We start from the raw sequence: 17,414 nt of genomic DNA, 5'->3' as shown, positions 1-17,414 counted from the left end.
TCTAAAGGGTGGGGTATTATTCAAGAAATTTTTTCATACACATCATAGAACCTGATTTTTTGATTCGAAGGTGGTTACTCATTTGAAGCTTCTAGAAAAACATGCAATACCGATTCTTATCCTTTGCCTGCTCGTTCCAGCGGCAGTGCCTTACCCTATCACCGGCTACTTAGCGACGGTGCTGATGCTCGTATTTATCGTTATAAATAAAAAAAGTCTTGTATTCATTTTATTCATTTATTTCCCGGCCCGTCCCTTGTTCATGGAACTGAATGGCGGCCTAACTTATTCAGGCGACCTAATCATCGTCCTCTTATTTCTTTCATTGCTTATGGAAAGGTTCAAAAAAAAGAATTGGTCTTTTTCTACATATCATTTCACCATGCCCTTTTGGCTCTTTTGTTTAATTGGCACAATGGCTGCACTCATAACCGGTGTCGGAATCCTGCCCATCCTCTTTGAGCTACGGGCCCTGCTTATTACATTCTTGCTTCTTTACATTATCGGTGAATTAAATCTAGAAAGAAAGGATATCTTTCTATTTTTGAAGGCAACCCTAGTATTTACCATCATCCTTTGCCTTCATGGCTTAATCGAAAAAATTTTCTCGCGTACGATTTTGCTTCCCCATGAATGGGAAATGTGGAATCTTTCTTCCGCCAACCGAATGAGAATATATGGAGCTTCTGCCAACCCTAATGTATTCGCCCTATACTTAAGCATTCAGCTGTTTTTTAGTTTCTTTCTATATCGATCACTGAAAAAATCCAAATTCCTTGTCTTTCTCGCTTCGATTTTGATTTTTGGGACGCTGCTGCTCACCTATTCCCGCGGCACAATGATTGCATTCGGATTGGCGGCGCTCGTCTTTGTACTTTGGACGAAAAATAAATCGTTTCTTATATACTCTTTAGGGGCATTCGGGCTCGGGCTGCTTCTCGTTTACTATCCGGTCATATTCGCTTCAAGCAAAGTTGAGCTATCCGCAGCCGTTCCATTGGATAACCTGATGATTGGAAGTAACCCGACTTCCGATCATGAACAGGCCCTCTCCAGCCGTTTTTCAGAAATGTTTTCTGATAAGATCCTTCACCAGAGTACGGAGTGGGGCCGCTTATATGTCGTTTTCAAAGGAGTCGAAATCTTCAAAGATCATCCGGTTATCGGTACGGGGCTTGCTACATTCGGGGACTCAGCCACCCTTTCCTTTCCCTCACCGATCTATGGGGAATACAAAATCGGTGAAAGGATGTATACCGATAACCAATATATCCAGATACTGGTTCAAACGGGCTTACTTGGTTTTGGTGCCGTTCTGACTTTCATCTTATTAGCCTTCCGCAAAATCAAGGCATCGGGACACGGCACCTTTGCAGCCTTCACCGGATGCCTGTTGCTGGCGGCGTTAACGGCAGGACTTTTTTACAATATCCTCGAGGATAAAACATTTACCGTAATTTTTTATAGTTGTTTAGGCTTCATTTTACAAAAGGACATTATTTTAAAGGATTGAAAATATGCCTACTCGTTCACATGTACTTAAATCGGTCGGGCTCGTCACCATCATTGCAGCTGTTGGAAAAGTTCTCGGCTTCGGCCGGGAGTCAATCATTGCCGCCTATTTCGGGGCGTCGTCGATGGCAGATGTTTTTTTCGTGGCAAGCCTCATTCCCACCATTCTGTTTACAGCTCTCGGCAGTGGCCTCCAGGCTGGCGTCATCCCCATTTATTTGGAAAAGAAGGCGAAAAATCCAATGAAGGCGGATGATTTCATCAGTCTATTAGGCTCCTTCTTCATGCTCGTAGCTGGAGTCATGACCATCGCCTGCATGATCTTCACAAAGCCGCTCGTCATGATGGTTGCACCCGGTTTCTCTGCTGCAGAGCTTGAATTAACGGAATCGCTGACCCGGATCATGCTGCCAAGTTTACTTTTCTTTACGCTTTCATACATGGCGACAGGCGTTCTGAATGCGAATAAACGCTTCATGCTGCCTGCCCTTACTTCCACTGCCCAAAACACGGTCATTATAATAGCCACCGTCTTGTTTGCTGCCCCATTCGGGGTGGAAGGATTGGCCTGGGGCTTTGTATTCGGTGCTGCGAGTCAATTCTTGATTCAATATCCATCCTTGAAGAGATATAACATTCGGCTTATCATCTCTTTCCTGCCCCACAGGCAGCAGATCGTTCAAACGCTGTACACCTTTTATCCGATCATCATCGCGGCTTTGGCCATCCAATTGAATAGTGTCGTGGATCGAATCATTGCCACCTCCCTCGAAACCGGGAGCGTATCGGCGCTGAACTATGCGAACCGGCTGTTATGGCTCCCGTTAAGCATTGTCCTCACGCCGCTGATTACCGTCTTGTATCCTTCCATCGTCGAGCGGGCCCTTATCGGCTACAAGTCTTTCCTAAGTTTGACCTTAAGAGGAATGAAGTCGCTTATTTTTTTAGCGATTCCTTTCATGATCGTCATGTTAATCAGCGGAAACAGCTTGATCACACTAGCTTTCCAACGCGGGGCCTTTGATGCTTCAGCTACCGAAACGACAAATACGGCATTTTTCTTTTATTCGGCAGCCCTCCCTTTCTTTGCACTTAGGGATTATTTAATGAACGCCTTCTATGCCTTAAAAAAAACAAAGGTGGCCATGTATTCCTGCCTATTCGCCGTATTCCTAAATGTCATGCTCAGCTGGTTCCTATCTCGTCAACTCGGGGTCGGCGGAATCGCCATAGCTTCGGGCATTTCCATGCTCCTTCAATCTCTCTACCTTTTTTGCTTCCTTTGGCTCAAGGCAGATAGAGAGGACTACGCCGTTTTCCGGGATGCCGTGACAGAAGGCGGCAAGCTGATCATCATTGGCGCCATCATTTACGGACTTGCCAGGTGGATTTATCCGCTTGCCCCGACGTTCTCCATCATCGTGGAGCTAGTCTTCATCACTTTATTGGTATTCGGATTGTATCTCGCATTATCGATGATTTTCAAAGTGAGCAGCCTGCAATCATTGAGCAGGTTCAAATCGAAGTGAAAGGAAAAGGAGTGCTTATTATGAACATTTTGATAACAACGATATTCGACTACCCTCACGAAGGAGGGCTATCGAGCCATATCACGACATTGAAAAAAGGGCTGATGTCTCGAGGCCATATGGTAGATGTATTATCTTTCTCTCAATTACCTCTGCTCAAGAAAAAAATGCTCGCCCAGGCCCCCGGGTTTTTAATGAATAAAGTAAAGCAAGGAAGCGGCCAGCTTTTTAATGACCGACAACGCCAAAAATTATTGGCAACTGCGCTAAAAAGCTTGGATAAGCACTATGATGTCATTAATGCACAAGACATTTTTGCCACACTTGCCTCCGTTGAGTCCGGAATACCAACGGTGCAGACCGTCCATGGGTACTATTCATTCGAAGCAGTCAGCAGAGGAGCCCTCCTCCCGGATAGTAAAGAAGATTTGACCATTCTCGAGCTTGAAAGAAATGCCTATCGATCCGCTGCAAAAGTCGTAACGGTAGATCAAAGAATTAAAGACTATATACACCATTCAGCACATATCGAGGCGACAGCAATTAAGAACTTCATTGACGTGACAGCCTTTAAGCCGGAAAGCGAAAAACGGGAGCAAACCCGCCACGACTTCCAGATCCCCCTACATAAGAAGATGCTTTTCGTTCCGAGAAGAATGACAGAAAAAAACGGTGTCATTTATCCGCTCCTGGCCCTCCCGGAGGTGCTCGAAACACATCAGGAGACGATATTGGTCTATGCCGGTACAGGTGAGCAGCGCGCCCGGCTTGAGGAAACGGCAGCAAGTCTCCAATTAACGGATTCCGTGATTTTCTTAGGGTCCGTGCCGTTCGAGGATATGCATAATCTCTATGAAGCATCAGATGTCGTCCTCATCCCAAGCGTACATTCGCACGGCGTGGAGGAAGCGACTTCCATTTCTGCATTGGAAGCGATGAGCTGCAGCTCACCCGTCATTGCCAGTGCAATCGGAGGCTTGAAGGAAATAATTGTTGATGGCGAGGATGGCCTTCTAGTGGCACAGAAGGATACCAAGGCGCTTGCACAATCGATTGCGACATTGCTTCAAGATCCTCAATACGCATCCACATTAGCCTTGAGGGCCCGATCGAAGATGGAAAGTGAATACTCCCATCTTGCCGCCGCAAAACGGTTCGAGGTCGCTTACAATGAAGTGCTTATCTAAAAAAAACAAGCAGTCCCAATAATGGGGCTGCTTGTCCATTTCATACGAGCTGTGAACTGCGTCTTTCCATTTGTTCTTCGCGGTACTTTTTCTGTTCTTCTTTAGACATGGCATTATATTCCTTCAAAAATGCTTCATACTGTGGCATGACTTCATTCATTGGACCATATGCCTTTAACTCTCCATATTCAAGCCATAATGCCTTTTGGCAAAATTTCTTCATCTGACCGATTGAATGGCTGACAAAGAACATCGTTTTGCCTTTTTCTTTAAATTCGTTCATTTTCTCCAAACACTTTTCAGCAAAGTTTTTATCCCCGACCGATAAGGCCTCATCAATGATGAGGATATCAGGATCGATATGAACGGAAACGGAAAAACCAAGCCTGGATTTCATGCCGCTTGAGTAGGATTTCACCGGTTGGTCAATGAACTTACCAAGTTCCGAAAACTCAATGATCTCAGGCTCAAGTTCTTTGATCCGATTTTTATCGAATCCGAGCATCAGCATTTTCAGTTCGATGTTTTCCCTGCCCGTCAACTGATTATTCAGGCCCGATGAAACGGCAATCAAAGCCGTTTTCCCATTAGTTTGGACATTTCCGTCCGTAGGCGGGACAATGCCTGCAATAATATTGGACAATGTGGATTTACCTGATCCGTTGACCCCGACAAATCCTATTACATCGCCCTTTTCTGCTTCAAAACTAACATTCCTCAGAGCGAAGTACTCTTCCCCATAGCTTTTAGGCAAAAGGAGATCCAATAATTTTTCCGAGTTTTTATTGTATAATTTATACTTTTTCGTCACATCTGTTACTATTACCGATTTTTCCAATTTTCTCACTTCCTGTTTACTTAAAGTCAACAAAGCGATCTCTAAACCTAACATGCAGCGAGGAACCTATCATAAACAAAATGATAATGACTGCCCAGAAATAAAGCGTATATTCCCAATGCTCGATCAGATACCATGATTCCCCCAATAACGAAGCTCGATACCCTTCCACAATATAATATAGTGGATTCAGCTTCATGATGTTGACTATGGTAGGGTGTTCCTTAGCATCCATTACCCAAAGGATTGGTGTTAAATAAAACATGACTTTCATTAAGGACACGATGATATTATGAACGTCACGAATGATGGTTGATAATGTTGAAGTGATTAAACCCAATGAAAATAACAGCAAGACCGTCGCTGCAACATAATACGGCAGTTGCAAGATGTAGACTGTAGGGAGGTAACCTGTAAACCCTAATAGGATGATGATGACTCCCAGCAGCATAAGATGCTGATACAACTTAGCAAAGATGACATACGATGGAATCACACTCATCGGAAAGCTCATTTTGGATACCATATTCATTCGGGAATAGACGGATTTGGACGTTTGGGTTATGGCCGGGTTCACAAAGAACCAGACAACGATCCCTGCCATCAGCCATGGAAGGAAATCATCCCCGCGATTTAAGATGATAAATCCAAATACAAACCAATAAATCGCAATCTGTATCATCGGATTGATGATTTCCCATAGGACTCCCAGGTAGTTACTGCTGTTGGCACTTTTCACCTCATAAACGGATAAACGCCTTACCAAATAGAAATTGTTAATTTGCTCTTTTAATACAGTCAAAGCTGAACTCATAGATTACACGGACCTTCCTAAAAACACTTTTTCTACGACACGGCGTGAAGCCTGACCATCTTCGAGTGCACAAAACCGTTCGTGAAAATGATTGATATCATTGGCATTTTCAAATTTCATATTCTTGATACTATCAATGACTGCATCGGATGTTTTTACTAACGAACCAGGTGCATTCTTTTCAAAGTCAAAGTAAAACCCGCGAAGCTTGTCCCTGTAATTTTCAATATCATACACGAAGAAAAGCATCGGACGCTGTAAATTCGCGTAATCAAAAAATACGGATGAATAGTCAGTTATTAATAAATCAGAAATAAGATACAAATGACTAATATCTTCGTAACTGGATAAATCGTAGGCGAAGCCTTGATACAAGGACAAGTCCATGTTCTCGGAAACCAAGTAATGAAGTCTGAGCAAAATGACATACTCGTCCCCCAATTCCCGTTTCATTCGATCCAAATCCAGTTTTATTTCAAACTTATATTTCCCCTTATCATAAAACTCATCATCCCTCCAAGTAGGAGCATATAATATGATTTTTTTCTCTAAGGGAATACCTAACTTCTGTTTCAATGAGTCGATTGTATCACGATTATTCCCGTTGTAAAGGAAATCATTACGAGGATAACCAGTTTCCATAATTTTAGTTGGATCGACATTAAAGGCACGGGCAAAAATCTCGGTTGAATAAGCGTTCGGTGAAATTAGATAGTCCCATTTACTTGATTCGGCATGGAAATTTTCTTTATATTTATCCGCCGTCGTTCCAGGCATATGAACTTCAGCCATATCTGCCGCAAGCTTCTTTAGCGGCGTTCCATGCCACGTTTGCAAATAGATCGTGTGCCTCGGCTTCGGGATCCAGAGCGGCAGTCTGCTATTCGTTACCCAATAGCGGGCTCTGGTCATTTTAAGCAGCCAACTAAATGAAAAACGGTCGAGATATGGAATCCCAGCCTCTTCGAAATGAGCTTTATACTTTTTATCTACGCTCCAATACATTTTATATTCAGGATGGTGACTCTGCAAGTATTCATAAATCGCCCGTGGATTACAGCTATACTGCTTGCCCAAAAAGCTTTCAAAAATAACTAGTCTCTGGTCCACAGGCAACACGTTGCCTGCCAAGGCAAAAACCATTTTATATCCTCTTAAAATGATTGCTTTGACGATTTGTTTAAACAGTGTTAGAAAGGAAGGTCTCTTTGGGGTTTTTATTTTTCCATTTTCCATATCCGATCTCCCTTTTCAATAAATTAATAAATAGCGCATATAAATGAACATTGACACAATCATGCACATCAAAAAAAAGCTCACCCAAGAAAAGGGAGAGCTTTTTTTGGTGTACTTCGAACAGCTACTCCAAAGACTTTATTGCCAGTCCCAAATTATTTGCCACTGTTGTATAAAACTCCACATTTTTCTTATTATACGTCATCTTATTTTTCAGGATTCTTTTAATATTCAACAATTGGTAGTCATTGTAGCGAATGAACACTGTAAATAGGGACTTTTCCATACGATCGATTTCATCCAGTGAAACAGAGAAATGCCCTCTGTTGCCTTCTATTTGAACGTCGCAGTTCAGTTCATTGTCCATTCTTTTTCTATCACGTATCAATACAGACTCGATGTTGTTTATATCATCACCATATATCTCAAAACTTTGGTGGTAAACATTATCGATGACATAGGAATCAATTGCCCGAGCAAGCATCGGAATCCTGACAAAGCGATATTCATCTTTCAAAAATGGCAGTTCATAATAAGGTAAGCCATCTTTAATATGGTATTTTTTATTCGATTCTCGTTTTAACCATTCAAATACCTTTACGAAGTCATCAATCCGATCGTCCATGAATAATTCAATCGCCAATTTGTAAACAGGCACTTTGAATTCAGCGGTAAAGTCATATGACAGGTTTTTCGTAGTTTCAACAGCTTCCTTTAATATTCCGATGAATTCTTCTTTGTTCTTCGATTTCACAAAGGTTTGACTGTCGAACGTTTTTACTAAATCGTACTCATAAATCCGGTTAAGAGACACCTTTTTGAATTCAAGGTTAATATCTTTGGTTTGTATATACTTTATTATTTCAATATCCGCTTTCCTCTTGTCCAACACATTCGTAATACGAGTTAAGGAAGTTGGATTATCTGACGTCCTATTGACATAATAAATAGGTTTTTTAGTGGTCGAAACTGCTTTAGCTTTAAAGAAAACATCAGTGAAAAACCATTTATCTTCACCGAATTTCATATTGGGAAAACCAATTTCATTTTCTTTGACCATGGATAGATTCATCATTCTTGCCGTTGGACCCATATGATAAAAAAAGTGCGGAACATCCAATGGGGAAATGCTTCTTCTTTCTTTTATGGAAGCGAACTCACCAATCACGCTCTCTGACTCGGATTCGACTTTTACCGTTTTACCCACTACATAATCATCACCAGTTTCCTCCAGGATGTTATAGAGGCTTTCCAGTCCATCAGGAGCAAGCCAGTCATCCGCATCTAAAAAAGTTATATATTTGGTTGTTCCCATTTCTATCCCAATATTTCTAGGGGTCCCGGGGGACCCATTATTATCTTGAAGGGAAACTGAACAAATGCTTTTATATTTAGCCGTATACTCTTGGATAATTCGAGCGGTACCATCAGTCGAACAGTCATCAATGATTATATATTCAATCTGATCTATCCCCATGGATTGATTTATGACCGATTCAATCGTTTTTCTTATGAATTTTTCAGAGTTATATGCAGCAGTAACTACAGTGACTTTTTTACCTTTTCCTAATAGCTTATTTCTTAAGCTTGAAGGATTGTTTTTCGTTTGAATCGTACTGCCCTTTATAAGTTCCCTCGCTTTTTGACGTACCAAGACGCTCATTCCAATCCTCTCCTTCCGTGTGTAGAGGTGCATGTATCGCTAAGGCAGCCAATCTACCGGTTACTCAAAATCAACAATACCCTTTGTTTCAGGAATCAATCCTCAAAAAATTGATTGACGATTCTTTCTGTAGCTTTCCCATCCTCTATTCCACAATACTTCTCTCTAAATGAACCATATCTCTCTTTATATTGCATGTTTATTTGATCAATATTAATAATGGAATCGATAATCTCTTCCGTCGTTTTCAAAAATGGCCCTGGAGCTTCTTTATCAAAATCCATATAAAATCCGCGGATGTTATCTCTGTAATCTTCCAGATCATACGTATAGTACAAAATCGGTCGAGCAGTATTCGCATAGTCGAACATTACTGAAGAATAATCCGTAATCAAGATGTCAGAGATCAGGTAAAGCTCCTGGATATCTGAATAATTGGATACATTCATGACGAAATCCTCGAATTCGCTAGGGATGCTGAGACTATTGCTAATGACAACATGCATCCTTAACAACAGGATATACTCATCCCCCAGTGCCGCCTTCATTTTTTCCAAATCAAATTTTAGATCGAAAATGAATTTATTGTTTTTCGATGTTTGATTATCCCGGAATGTAGGAGCATATAAGATGACTTTTTTTCCTGCGGGTATCTTCAGCTTTTCTATTACTGACTTGGCAGTTATTGCCGCATCGTCCTTGTAAAACAAATCATTTCTTGGATATCCAGTTTCCAATATCTTCCCATTATATTTGAAGGCACTTCTGAAGGCCTGGGATGCGTATGGACTTGGTGAAATTAAATAATCCCATGTTTTAGTTGCAGCATGCACTCGATCTAAGTATCCATCTTCTCTTCCCTGTATATTTTCTATATCGAATAGCATTTTTTTCAGGGGGGTGCCATGCCAAGTTTGAATATAAGTGGTTTCTTTCCTTTTGCTCATATAGGTAGGGAAATTTTGATTATTTATCCAATAGCCTGCTTTGGCTAAATAATAGTAGTATTCCGGACTTAGGCGTTTTATCACCTTCGTGTTTTTCCCTTTTACCGGCAAATTCCCATTATACACCCAAACTTTTTTGTGATTATTATCCCTTTTAATCAATTCTTCATAGATATACTTAGGGCTATCCGCAAATTGCTTGCCTATCCCACTTTCGAAAAGGATTAGGTTCCTGTCAACAGGGAGAAGCTTAGACATCATTGTATATGCTTTTTTCATAACAGGGAAATAATATTGACTTTTCCTGAATCGAGTCATTACCAATTTGAGCAACTCTTGGTTATATAATTTATTCAGGGCAGCTTGATTTTTTTCAGCCTTCTGAATCACTTCGAATATTCTCGAATTGGAATGAACATCGCGATACTTAATAAAACGGTCAGCTTTGTCCATATACTTTTTCTTCATGGTAAAATCAGTTTTCGCGTATTCGGCCAATCTATTCAACAGCTCATCCAATTCATCAACGATATCACCAGGAAGATCGTTATCCAGATCCAAATGCGATGGCCTTTTACCTATGAAACGATCTCTATCGAATTGATAGTAAATCACTGGTTTATGCAGGAAACTGAAATCGAAAGCGACACTTGAATAATCCGTAATCATGATTGCACTTTCCTTAATTAACCTTTGGACATCCACTTCACCCTGACTGATTACCCTAACTGGAGCATCTTTAAAATAAGACGTGAATTTCTGCATATTGGGGTGAAGGCAAAAGATAATTTCAAACCCATCTTTTTCAACTAATTCATGTAAAACCGGATGGTTCACTAATTTCTGATATCTTTCAAAATACTCGCTTTCCAAAAATATATCATCGGAAGTAATCCAATCCCTCCAAGTTGGGATGATCAACACTTGCCGCTTAACTAAAACATCATCGTTGAACAGTGAGTCGAACCTCGATAGTCCCGTTGCGAACACTTCTTTTTCGTTGTATCCAAAGTCCGTTACGATCATATCCTTTTCGAAGTCGGAACTTACTAGGAAAACATCCGTATTAAAACCGGAAGTGGCTTTTTTTCCATAGTTCGCCACCATATTCTTCGTACCCATAACCCCATGTTGAAGAAACACCTTAACTCCCTTAACACGATTCTTAAATTCAGTCGTTCTTAATGGATATAAGTAATCTGGATGATGCGATGCAATGATGCGTGTCGACTCCAGAGTCTTTTTAATATGTTCCTTCGACTTGAAATAAAGTACATTTCCGAAGGGTTCGACATTTTTAGCTTCGACGGAATTTTCTTCTATTACATAATACACTTCTTTTTCCGGATGTTTTTCCCTCATATATTTAAAGAAATGATATCCTGTATCTTGGGCTTTATACGTTCTTTCTCCGATTAACCAGACATCTTTTTTCTTGTTGAATAGACTGAGGATTCGCTTCCATCCCATCATACTTTTTAAATATTGATAACTTTCTATCGGGAAGTTAAACACTTCCAATGATAAGTTAGATGCTTTAAAGGTATAGTACGGATTAACTATAGCCACTGTATGATCATATCTGACGTTGGTCTTTTTAGTGAATAATTTAGCTCTGGTTGTTGGTCGTCCGACACGTACCAATTTCGGTTCTTCCTGATCATGCAAATGTAATTTCATGTATATATCGTATATATCATCTTGCAAATCGACACTGACCAATTGTTCTATATCCAATTTCAAATCATATATATAACGATTCAAACCGTATTTCTTACTATTCATTTCCCGGTTATGGATAAAAGATAGATTTGCCTTGTATTCCTTGTCACTTTGTCTTCCTTTAACTACACCTTCACCTTTTAAGATCTTTGAATGTTTGGTGAAAATTTGACCATTGATATGCATCGTTTTCGACTTGTTGGTGATTTTCTCGATTTGAGACTTGATTGAAGCTTTAGGGGTCTCATTGACGTATAGAGATAGATTTCCTTTATTCGTTATCGAGAATATGCATTGTTTATCTTCGTAGGAGTATATGTTCAAATTGTCAATGTACGTTTCCTGAAAACGACCTAGACGAATTGGGTACTCAATATGAACCTGGTCGGATTCTTCTACATATGCCGCTTTATGTTCGATATTTTGTATCGTTTTTTTGCTTAGCTTATCGACCGGTACGGAAATTTTCATAAAACAATCATAAACAGTCGGGTTGTTCTCATTTATTTTCCGCATTACATCTTGCAGATTTATTGTAAATTCGAAATTAGCTGAACCAGCCATTTCAGCGATTTTTATTTTTTGATCTTCATTTTCTCTGGAGAATAGCCATATTTCTTTTGCGAAATAATGTTCTTTTGAAAATTGTCCTTTTATGAACAACATATTTCCCTCTTGCCAAATGCTAAGAACTTGCTTCAGCTTAATTTTAGGAGTTTTTTTTGCTTTTCTTTTTCCAAGAAGCCTCTTTATCATTTTAAACCACCTATAACAAATTATTTAAATAAATTCGATTCATTCATTGTACTTTAAAATCATAAACTTTTTTCGCATTTTACTCAATATCACGTCACCGATAAGATGATTTCCCACACATTACCAAATAAGCGTATATTAACGAAAATATTGGCTTTCTGTGTGCCGATAGCAGCATACCCCTTTTGAAACAAACGAAGCAAGTTCCTTCTATATATTGTTACCGAAATCCTATACAAAGAAGCACAGTTGAACGTCCTGCCATCTCCCCAAATCCAGCCATTCAGCCGCTCACGTTTCTTCTTGATTTTTATTAATTGGGTATATACAATGGTAACCGATAGATTTGGAGCCTATACATGACAGCCCATGTCCCCTATCACTCACACTTCCCCTTGAGTAGCTCCTCTAGTTGTTCTCTCCTAAACATGATAAAATGTGATTGGCTCATTTTTGTCGTTCATTTCTTTTTACCTTTAACTCCGTTTGATATTATATTTAGATACTGCTTTATATCACTTAACGGACAATTATACGGGCTGAAATTAATAGTTTTATTATCATTAAAAGAAAATGTGGTTTAAATGTAAATAAATTGTTGTTTATTTGTAAAGCTATTAAGTTATAATTAGTAAGGTAAGTCATTATTGATTTTGCTCCATAGGCAAGTAACAGCCGAATGCCATGGAATGCTAGTAACCTGCTTTACATTTCATTTCATAATCTAATGGTCCAACTAAATATCAAATTGACTCTTACTATTTTTATAGAAATGAAGAGTCTTACAGGAGGAATAAAAAATGAAGAAAGTAATCACTTATGGTACCTTTGATTTACTTCACTGGGGTCATATCAATCTATTGAAACGTGCTAAAGATTTAGGGGATTATCTTATCGTTGCCATTTCCACTGATGAATTTAATGCTTTAAAAGATAAAAAGGCTTATCATAGCTTTGAAAACAGAAAAATGATCCTTGAATCGATCCGCTATGTGGATGAAGTTATACCTGAGAACAAATGGGAACAAAAGCGGGAAGACATCATTCGTGAAGGTGTAGATATCTTTGTAATGGGAGATGACTGGAAGGGCAAATTCGATGAGTTATCCGAAGTTTGTGATGTGGTCTACCTTCCAAGAACAATCGGCATTTCGACTTCCCAAATTAAAGATGACCTGTTACAAGTTACTAATGGCTAAAGAATTCGCGATAGGGATTTATCTTTTTTGTTTCAAAGTTTTATTCTCTATCTTTAAACTCTTCCCTTTGCATGACAAAACGACCTTTGTCTCTTCATTCGGGGATAATTGCCAATATATCGCTGACGAAATGGACAAGCAGGACATTTCCGTCAAAAAAGTATTTTTGATGAAATCGAGCAGTCATATACATGTAGAGGACGGTGGGGATACCATCGTCCTTCCTTTTGAATCAAAAAATATCATCGCCCTTTTCCTATCGATTTATCATCTTGCTACATCGAAAGTGATCATCATTGATAATTATTATGGCTTTCTTTCCGCCGTTTCATTCAAACAGCAAGTGAAATGCGTTCAAGTGTGGCATGCGGCCGGGGCCGTTAAACAATTCGGCGCAAAAGACCCTTCCATTCAAAACCGTTCTCTTGGAGCTCGGAAAAGGTTCCTGGATGTATATAAAAAATTCGATTATGTTACTTCAGGTTCAGACAGAATGGCCGAAATTTATCAGGAAAGTTTTCAATTGCCTGAATCCCACATATTAAAGACCGGGATACCTCGTACCGATTTCTTTTTCAATGAGAAATCAAAAAAGACAGCACGTCGTGCATTTCTTGCCAAGTTTCCAGAATTAGAGCATAAGAAAATCATGCTATATGCCCCTACATTTCGTAATGATGGCTTGAATGATGGAGCGATTGCACTCGATTTGGAATTACTGTATGAGGAACTGCAGGGTGAGGATTATGCACTTCTGCTTAAATTGCATCCAGCGGTTAAAGCAGATCATGATTTACACCTTAAATTCCCTGGGTTCGTTTATTGTGTCACTAATGAATTTCATGTCAATGAACTGCTGATCAGCACAGACCTATTAATAACCGACTACTCTTCAATTCCGTTTGAGTTCTCCTTTCTAAACAGGCCGATGATTTTCTTCGCCTATGATTTAGCTGAGTATGTACAGGAGCGGGGCTTTTGGGAAGACTACACAGCTTCCATGCCGGGACCGGTAGTATCCACCACAGAAGCTTTATTGAAACAAATCCGAGTCGCCGATCATTCATTAATGAAAATCGCTGCCTTTAACCAAAAATGGAATCAATACTCGACTGGAAACTCAAGCCGGAATGTAGTTGACTTTCTTTTTAAATAAAATCACTCACCCACTTCATTGATGAAGTGGGTTTTTTTGACAAATCCCAATTATCATGTAAATCAGTGATAATTTAACAGCGTACGACAAGCTTTTACGCCTTGAACATTTTTGTGAAAAAAGACTCATAATATAGAAAATTTTGTTGGTTTTATCACCTTTATCAAACCAATATAAACCAGTATAATACTACTATTTTCCCCTTGTAATAAAAATGTAATATATTTTCGCCTGTTTATTTTGTTAGAATAGGGAAAAAGACATAGAGGTGGAAATCTTGAAAAAAAGTGTAGTCGCATTTTCGACACTAGCCATTTTATCTTCAACTTTTGTTTCTCCTGCCCTTGCCAGTACATATACAGTCAAAAGCGGCGATACGTTAAGCAAAATCGCACAGAAACATAATACGACGGTACATGACTTGAAGCAGCTTAATCATTTAAAAACCGACTTTTTGAGAATCAACCAAAAAATATTAACATCCAACTCCGACAAAACATCTAATGATTCTTCTGTTTCCTTGAAAAAAACGAAGAATACCACATATACCATCGTCTCTGGCGACACGTTAACACGGATAGCGAACAAGCATAACTTGACACTTGCTGAATTGATGAAAATGAATAACTTAAAATCGGATCGAATTTATGCAGGGGCTAAACTAATCGTATCTAAATCGACTACCACCACTACAATTGATTTACCCGGCAGCTCCAAACCATCCAATCCTACAGAGACCCCGGCGAATTCTGCTACATACATCGTGGTAAAAGGTGATACGCTTTCAAAAATCGCCATAAAGACCAAGCTATCAGTAGCACAGCTTAAAGCATTCAACTCGTTAAACTCAGATTTCATTAGAGTCGGACAAAAGCTAAGATTAAGCAAATCATCCAGTTCCAGCACACCAGCTAATAATGATGTTAAGGTAGAAGCACCTAGCTCCGGCAGCAAAGTGGCCAAGCTCGTTTCCGAAGCGAAGAAAATGATTGGAACACCTTATTCATGGGCAGGCGCGTCTCCATCAGGGTTCGATTGCAGCGGTTTCATTTACTACACATTCAAGAAGGCCGGATATGATATCTCCAGGGTTTCATCCTCTACATATTATGATATGGGCAAAAAGGTTACTTCACCTAAAAGCGGTGATCTTATCTTCTTTGCAACCGGTTCTAGTAAAGCCGTGGTAAGTCATATGGGAATCTACTTGGGTGGCGGGGAATTCATTCATGCCTCATCCAGCAAGGGCGTCACAATCACTTCTACTTCAAACTCTTATTTCAAGAGCAGGATCATTGGTTATAAAAGTTTATAAGCTTCAATGGACAGGCATTCACTTAGAGCCTGTCCATTTTTGTGTAAGGCTTTTTTTAAAAAAACACCGATGATGTTGAAAGGATCTGCTGCTTCGTTAAGTAAAAATAGGTAAAATTACACTCTATCTACAAAAAGATACTATTCTATTTTCGACAAAAAAAAGGTATAGTTAGGTCTAGGTACTTTTTTCATGCCCTCCATTTTAGTTGGATGGTTCAGGGAGGAATTTAGTTGAGATCTGAACATAAGAAGAAGAAAAAGAAGCGCAAAACGTTTAAAATAATTGGCTTTACCTTACTTATCCTTTTCATAGGTGCAGGTGCTTATGCAGCTTCCGTCTACCAATCCCTGGCAGGCGCGATTCAGACAATGCAGGGTACGGAGCATAAAACGGATAAGCGTGTAGATGATATTAAGTTTAAAAGCAAAGACCCTTTTTCAATCCTTATCCTCGGTGTCGATGAAAGGAAAAATGACAAAGGGCGATCAGATACGATGATTGTCATGACGGTCAATCCGAAAAAGGAATCCATTGAATTACTGAGTTTGCCACGAGACACACGTACAGAAATCATCGGCAAAGGCACGAATGATAAAATGAACCATGCCTATGCATTTGGCGGAGTTTCCATGTCGATCAACACAGTCGAAGCTTATCTCGACGTTCCGATCGATTATTACGTCAAAATGAATATGGAAGGCTTCCAAGATATCGTGAATGCTGTAGGCGGCGTCACCGTTGATAATGATATGGACCTTGCCTACAAAGGCTTTACCTTCAATAAAGGCACCATTGACTTAAATGGTAAAGAGGCCTTGATTTATTCCCGAATCCGTAAGGAAGATCCACGCGGGGATTACGGACGGCAAATGCGTCAACGCCAGGTTATCCAAGCTGTCATGAAAAAGGGCTCAAGCCTATCGACACTCACTAATTATGACGATATATTCAAGGCACTAGGAAAAAACGTTGAAACCAACTTAACCTTCAATGAAATGCTTAGCATCCAAAACAATTATAAATCTTCACTAAAGAACATTGAACAATATACACTTCAAGGTGACAATCAAAGGGTCGATGGCGTCTTTTACAACATCGTTCCAGAAGAAAAAAAACTGGAAGCCCAAAACCGTATGAAAACACATTTGGGAATATAACCTAAAGAAGATGACTTTATTGCCATCCTCTCAAACTTCAGGCAAAAAGGGTTTCGGAATGCTCTCATTCCGAAACCCTTTTTAATTTAATCAGTCATAAAGAATGGTCCCCCCTCCAAATACCTTATCTAGGTCATCACTGGCGACCGACATGTCCAATTGAACGCAATCAAAACGTACATGTACATCCCCCCTTATCCGAAGCTATTTTCGTTGGAGCAGAGAGGATTGAAACGGCCAAAGAGTAGACCCTCCGATATTGTGGTCAGTGGCTTTTCACACAAATTTGGGTGGAACGGAAGGTGACACTCCTGAGGGAATGCAACGATCAAGTCCAAATTCTCCAAACTATGGGCTGAGTTCTATTTTAATTCCCATGT

At 39.7% G+C, this 17,414-nt stretch carries 11 protein-coding genes and 1 pseudogene; 7 read left to right on the top strand and 5 right to left on the bottom strand.

Annotated elements, in window-relative coordinates:
• Positions 1–82: 82 nt before the first annotated feature.
• From ASU00_RS03060 to ASU00_RS03050, 3 genes are read left to right on the top strand one after another with little or no spacing between them, the layout of a single operon-like run.
• Positions 83–1,513, top strand: a complete 1,431-nt coding sequence (locus ASU00_RS03060; protein WP_057911971.1) for an O-antigen ligase family protein — start codon at positions 83–85, stop codon at positions 1,511–1,513.
• Between the two features lie 4 nt (positions 1,514–1,517).
• On the top strand, positions 1,518–3,041 hold the full coding sequence (gene murJ / locus ASU00_RS03055) for a murein biosynthesis integral membrane protein MurJ (RefSeq protein WP_057911970.1): 1,524 nt from the start codon (positions 1,518–1,520) through the stop codon (positions 3,039–3,041).
• Positions 3,042–3,061: 20 nt separating this feature from the next.
• Positions 3,062–4,228 (top strand): glycosyltransferase family 4 protein, encoded by a 1,167-nt coding sequence (locus ASU00_RS03050; protein WP_057911969.1) that lies wholly within the window; start codon positions 3,062–3,064, stop codon positions 4,226–4,228.
• A 40-nt stretch (positions 4,229–4,268) separates the two neighbouring features.
• Here ASU00_RS03050 and tagH read toward each other — a convergent pair whose 3' ends face one another.
• The 5 genes and pseudogenes from tagH to ASU00_RS03025 all read right to left on the bottom strand — a co-directional run bounded on the left by tagH (position 4,269) and on the right by ASU00_RS03025 (position 12,204).
• Positions 4,269–5,075 carry a teichoic acids export ABC transporter ATP-binding subunit TagH gene (gene tagH, locus ASU00_RS03045; protein ID WP_236712582.1) on the bottom strand — a complete coding sequence of 269 codons (807 nt, stop codon included), beginning with the start codon at positions 5,073–5,075 and terminating at the stop codon, positions 4,269–4,271.
• Positions 5,076–5,082: 7 nt separating this feature from the next.
• Positions 5,083–5,880 (bottom strand): ABC transporter permease, encoded by a 798-nt coding sequence (locus ASU00_RS03040; protein WP_057911967.1) that lies wholly within the window; start codon positions 5,878–5,880, stop codon positions 5,083–5,085.
• A gap of 3 nt (positions 5,881–5,883) precedes the next feature.
• A pseudogene (locus ASU00_RS03035) lies at positions 5,884–7,089 on the bottom strand (CDP-glycerol glycerophosphotransferase family protein); the annotation flags it as partial.
• 151 nt (positions 7,090–7,240) lie between these two features.
• Positions 7,241–8,779, bottom strand: a complete 1,539-nt coding sequence (locus ASU00_RS03030; protein WP_057911965.1) for a glycosyltransferase family 2 protein — start codon at positions 8,777–8,779, stop codon at positions 7,241–7,243.
• Positions 8,780–8,874: 95 nt separating this feature from the next.
• Positions 8,875–12,204: a CDP-glycerol glycerophosphotransferase family protein gene (locus ASU00_RS03025; RefSeq protein WP_057911964.1), complete on the bottom strand. Its 3,330-nt coding sequence runs from the start codon at positions 12,202–12,204 to the stop codon at positions 8,875–8,877.
• Positions 12,205–13,004: 800 nt separating this feature from the next.
• Here ASU00_RS03025 and tagD point away from each other — a divergent pair.
• From tagD to ASU00_RS03005, 4 genes are all read left to right on the top strand, one after another.
• Positions 13,005–13,403 (top strand): glycerol-3-phosphate cytidylyltransferase, encoded by a 399-nt coding sequence (tagD, locus tag ASU00_RS03020; protein WP_057911963.1) that lies wholly within the window; start codon positions 13,005–13,007, stop codon positions 13,401–13,403.
• Entirely contained in the window at positions 13,396–14,559 is a 1,164-nt protein-coding gene (locus ASU00_RS03015) for a CDP-glycerol glycerophosphotransferase family protein (protein ID WP_057911962.1), read from the top strand. The genes tagD and ASU00_RS03015 overlap by 8 nt, the downstream gene beginning before the upstream one ends.
• 277 nt (positions 14,560–14,836) lie before the next feature.
• Positions 14,837–15,874: a C40 family peptidase gene (locus ASU00_RS03010; RefSeq protein WP_057911961.1), complete on the top strand. Its 1,038-nt coding sequence runs from the start codon at positions 14,837–14,839 to the stop codon at positions 15,872–15,874.
• Between the two features lie 233 nt (positions 15,875–16,107).
• Positions 16,108–17,034, top strand: a complete 927-nt coding sequence (locus tag ASU00_RS03005; RefSeq protein ID WP_057911960.1) for an LCP family glycopolymer transferase — start codon at positions 16,108–16,110, stop codon at positions 17,032–17,034.
• The last annotated feature ends 380 nt before the right edge of the window (positions 17,035–17,414 follow it).

The organism is Peribacillus muralis, assembly GCF_001439925.1.
In the GTDB taxonomy this organism is placed as follows: Bacteria; Bacillota; Bacilli; order Bacillales; family DSM-1321; genus Peribacillus; species Peribacillus muralis.
The sequence above is the reverse complement of the archived record's forward strand: the minus strand, read 5'-3'. Positions and strand labels throughout refer to the sequence as shown.

What these genes read in the sequence shown, in the direction of transcription:
- ASU00_RS03040 (WP_057911967.1), bottom strand. Translation starts at nt 5,880, where the DNA reads ATGAGTTCAGCTTTGACTGTATTAAAAGAGCAAATTAACAATTTCTAT.
- tagD (WP_057911963.1), top strand. Translation starts at nt 13,005, where the DNA reads ATGAAGAAAGTAATCACTTATGGTACCTTTGATTTACTTCACTGGGGT.
- ASU00_RS03025 (WP_057911964.1), bottom strand. Translation starts at nt 12,204, where the DNA reads ATGATAAAGAGGCTTCTTGGAAAAAGAAAAGCAAAAAAAACTCCTAAA.
- ASU00_RS03015 (WP_057911962.1), top strand. Translation starts at nt 13,396, where the DNA reads ATGGCTAAAGAATTCGCGATAGGGATTTATCTTTTTTGTTTCAAAGTT.
- ASU00_RS03030 (WP_057911965.1), bottom strand. Translation starts at nt 8,779, where the DNA reads ATGAGCGTCTTGGTACGTCAAAAAGCGAGGGAACTTATAAAGGGCAGT.
- murJ (WP_057911970.1), top strand. Translation starts at nt 1,518, where the DNA reads ATGCCTACTCGTTCACATGTACTTAAATCGGTCGGGCTCGTCACCATC.
- ASU00_RS03050 (WP_057911969.1), top strand. Translation starts at nt 3,062, where the DNA reads ATGAACATTTTGATAACAACGATATTCGACTACCCTCACGAAGGAGGG.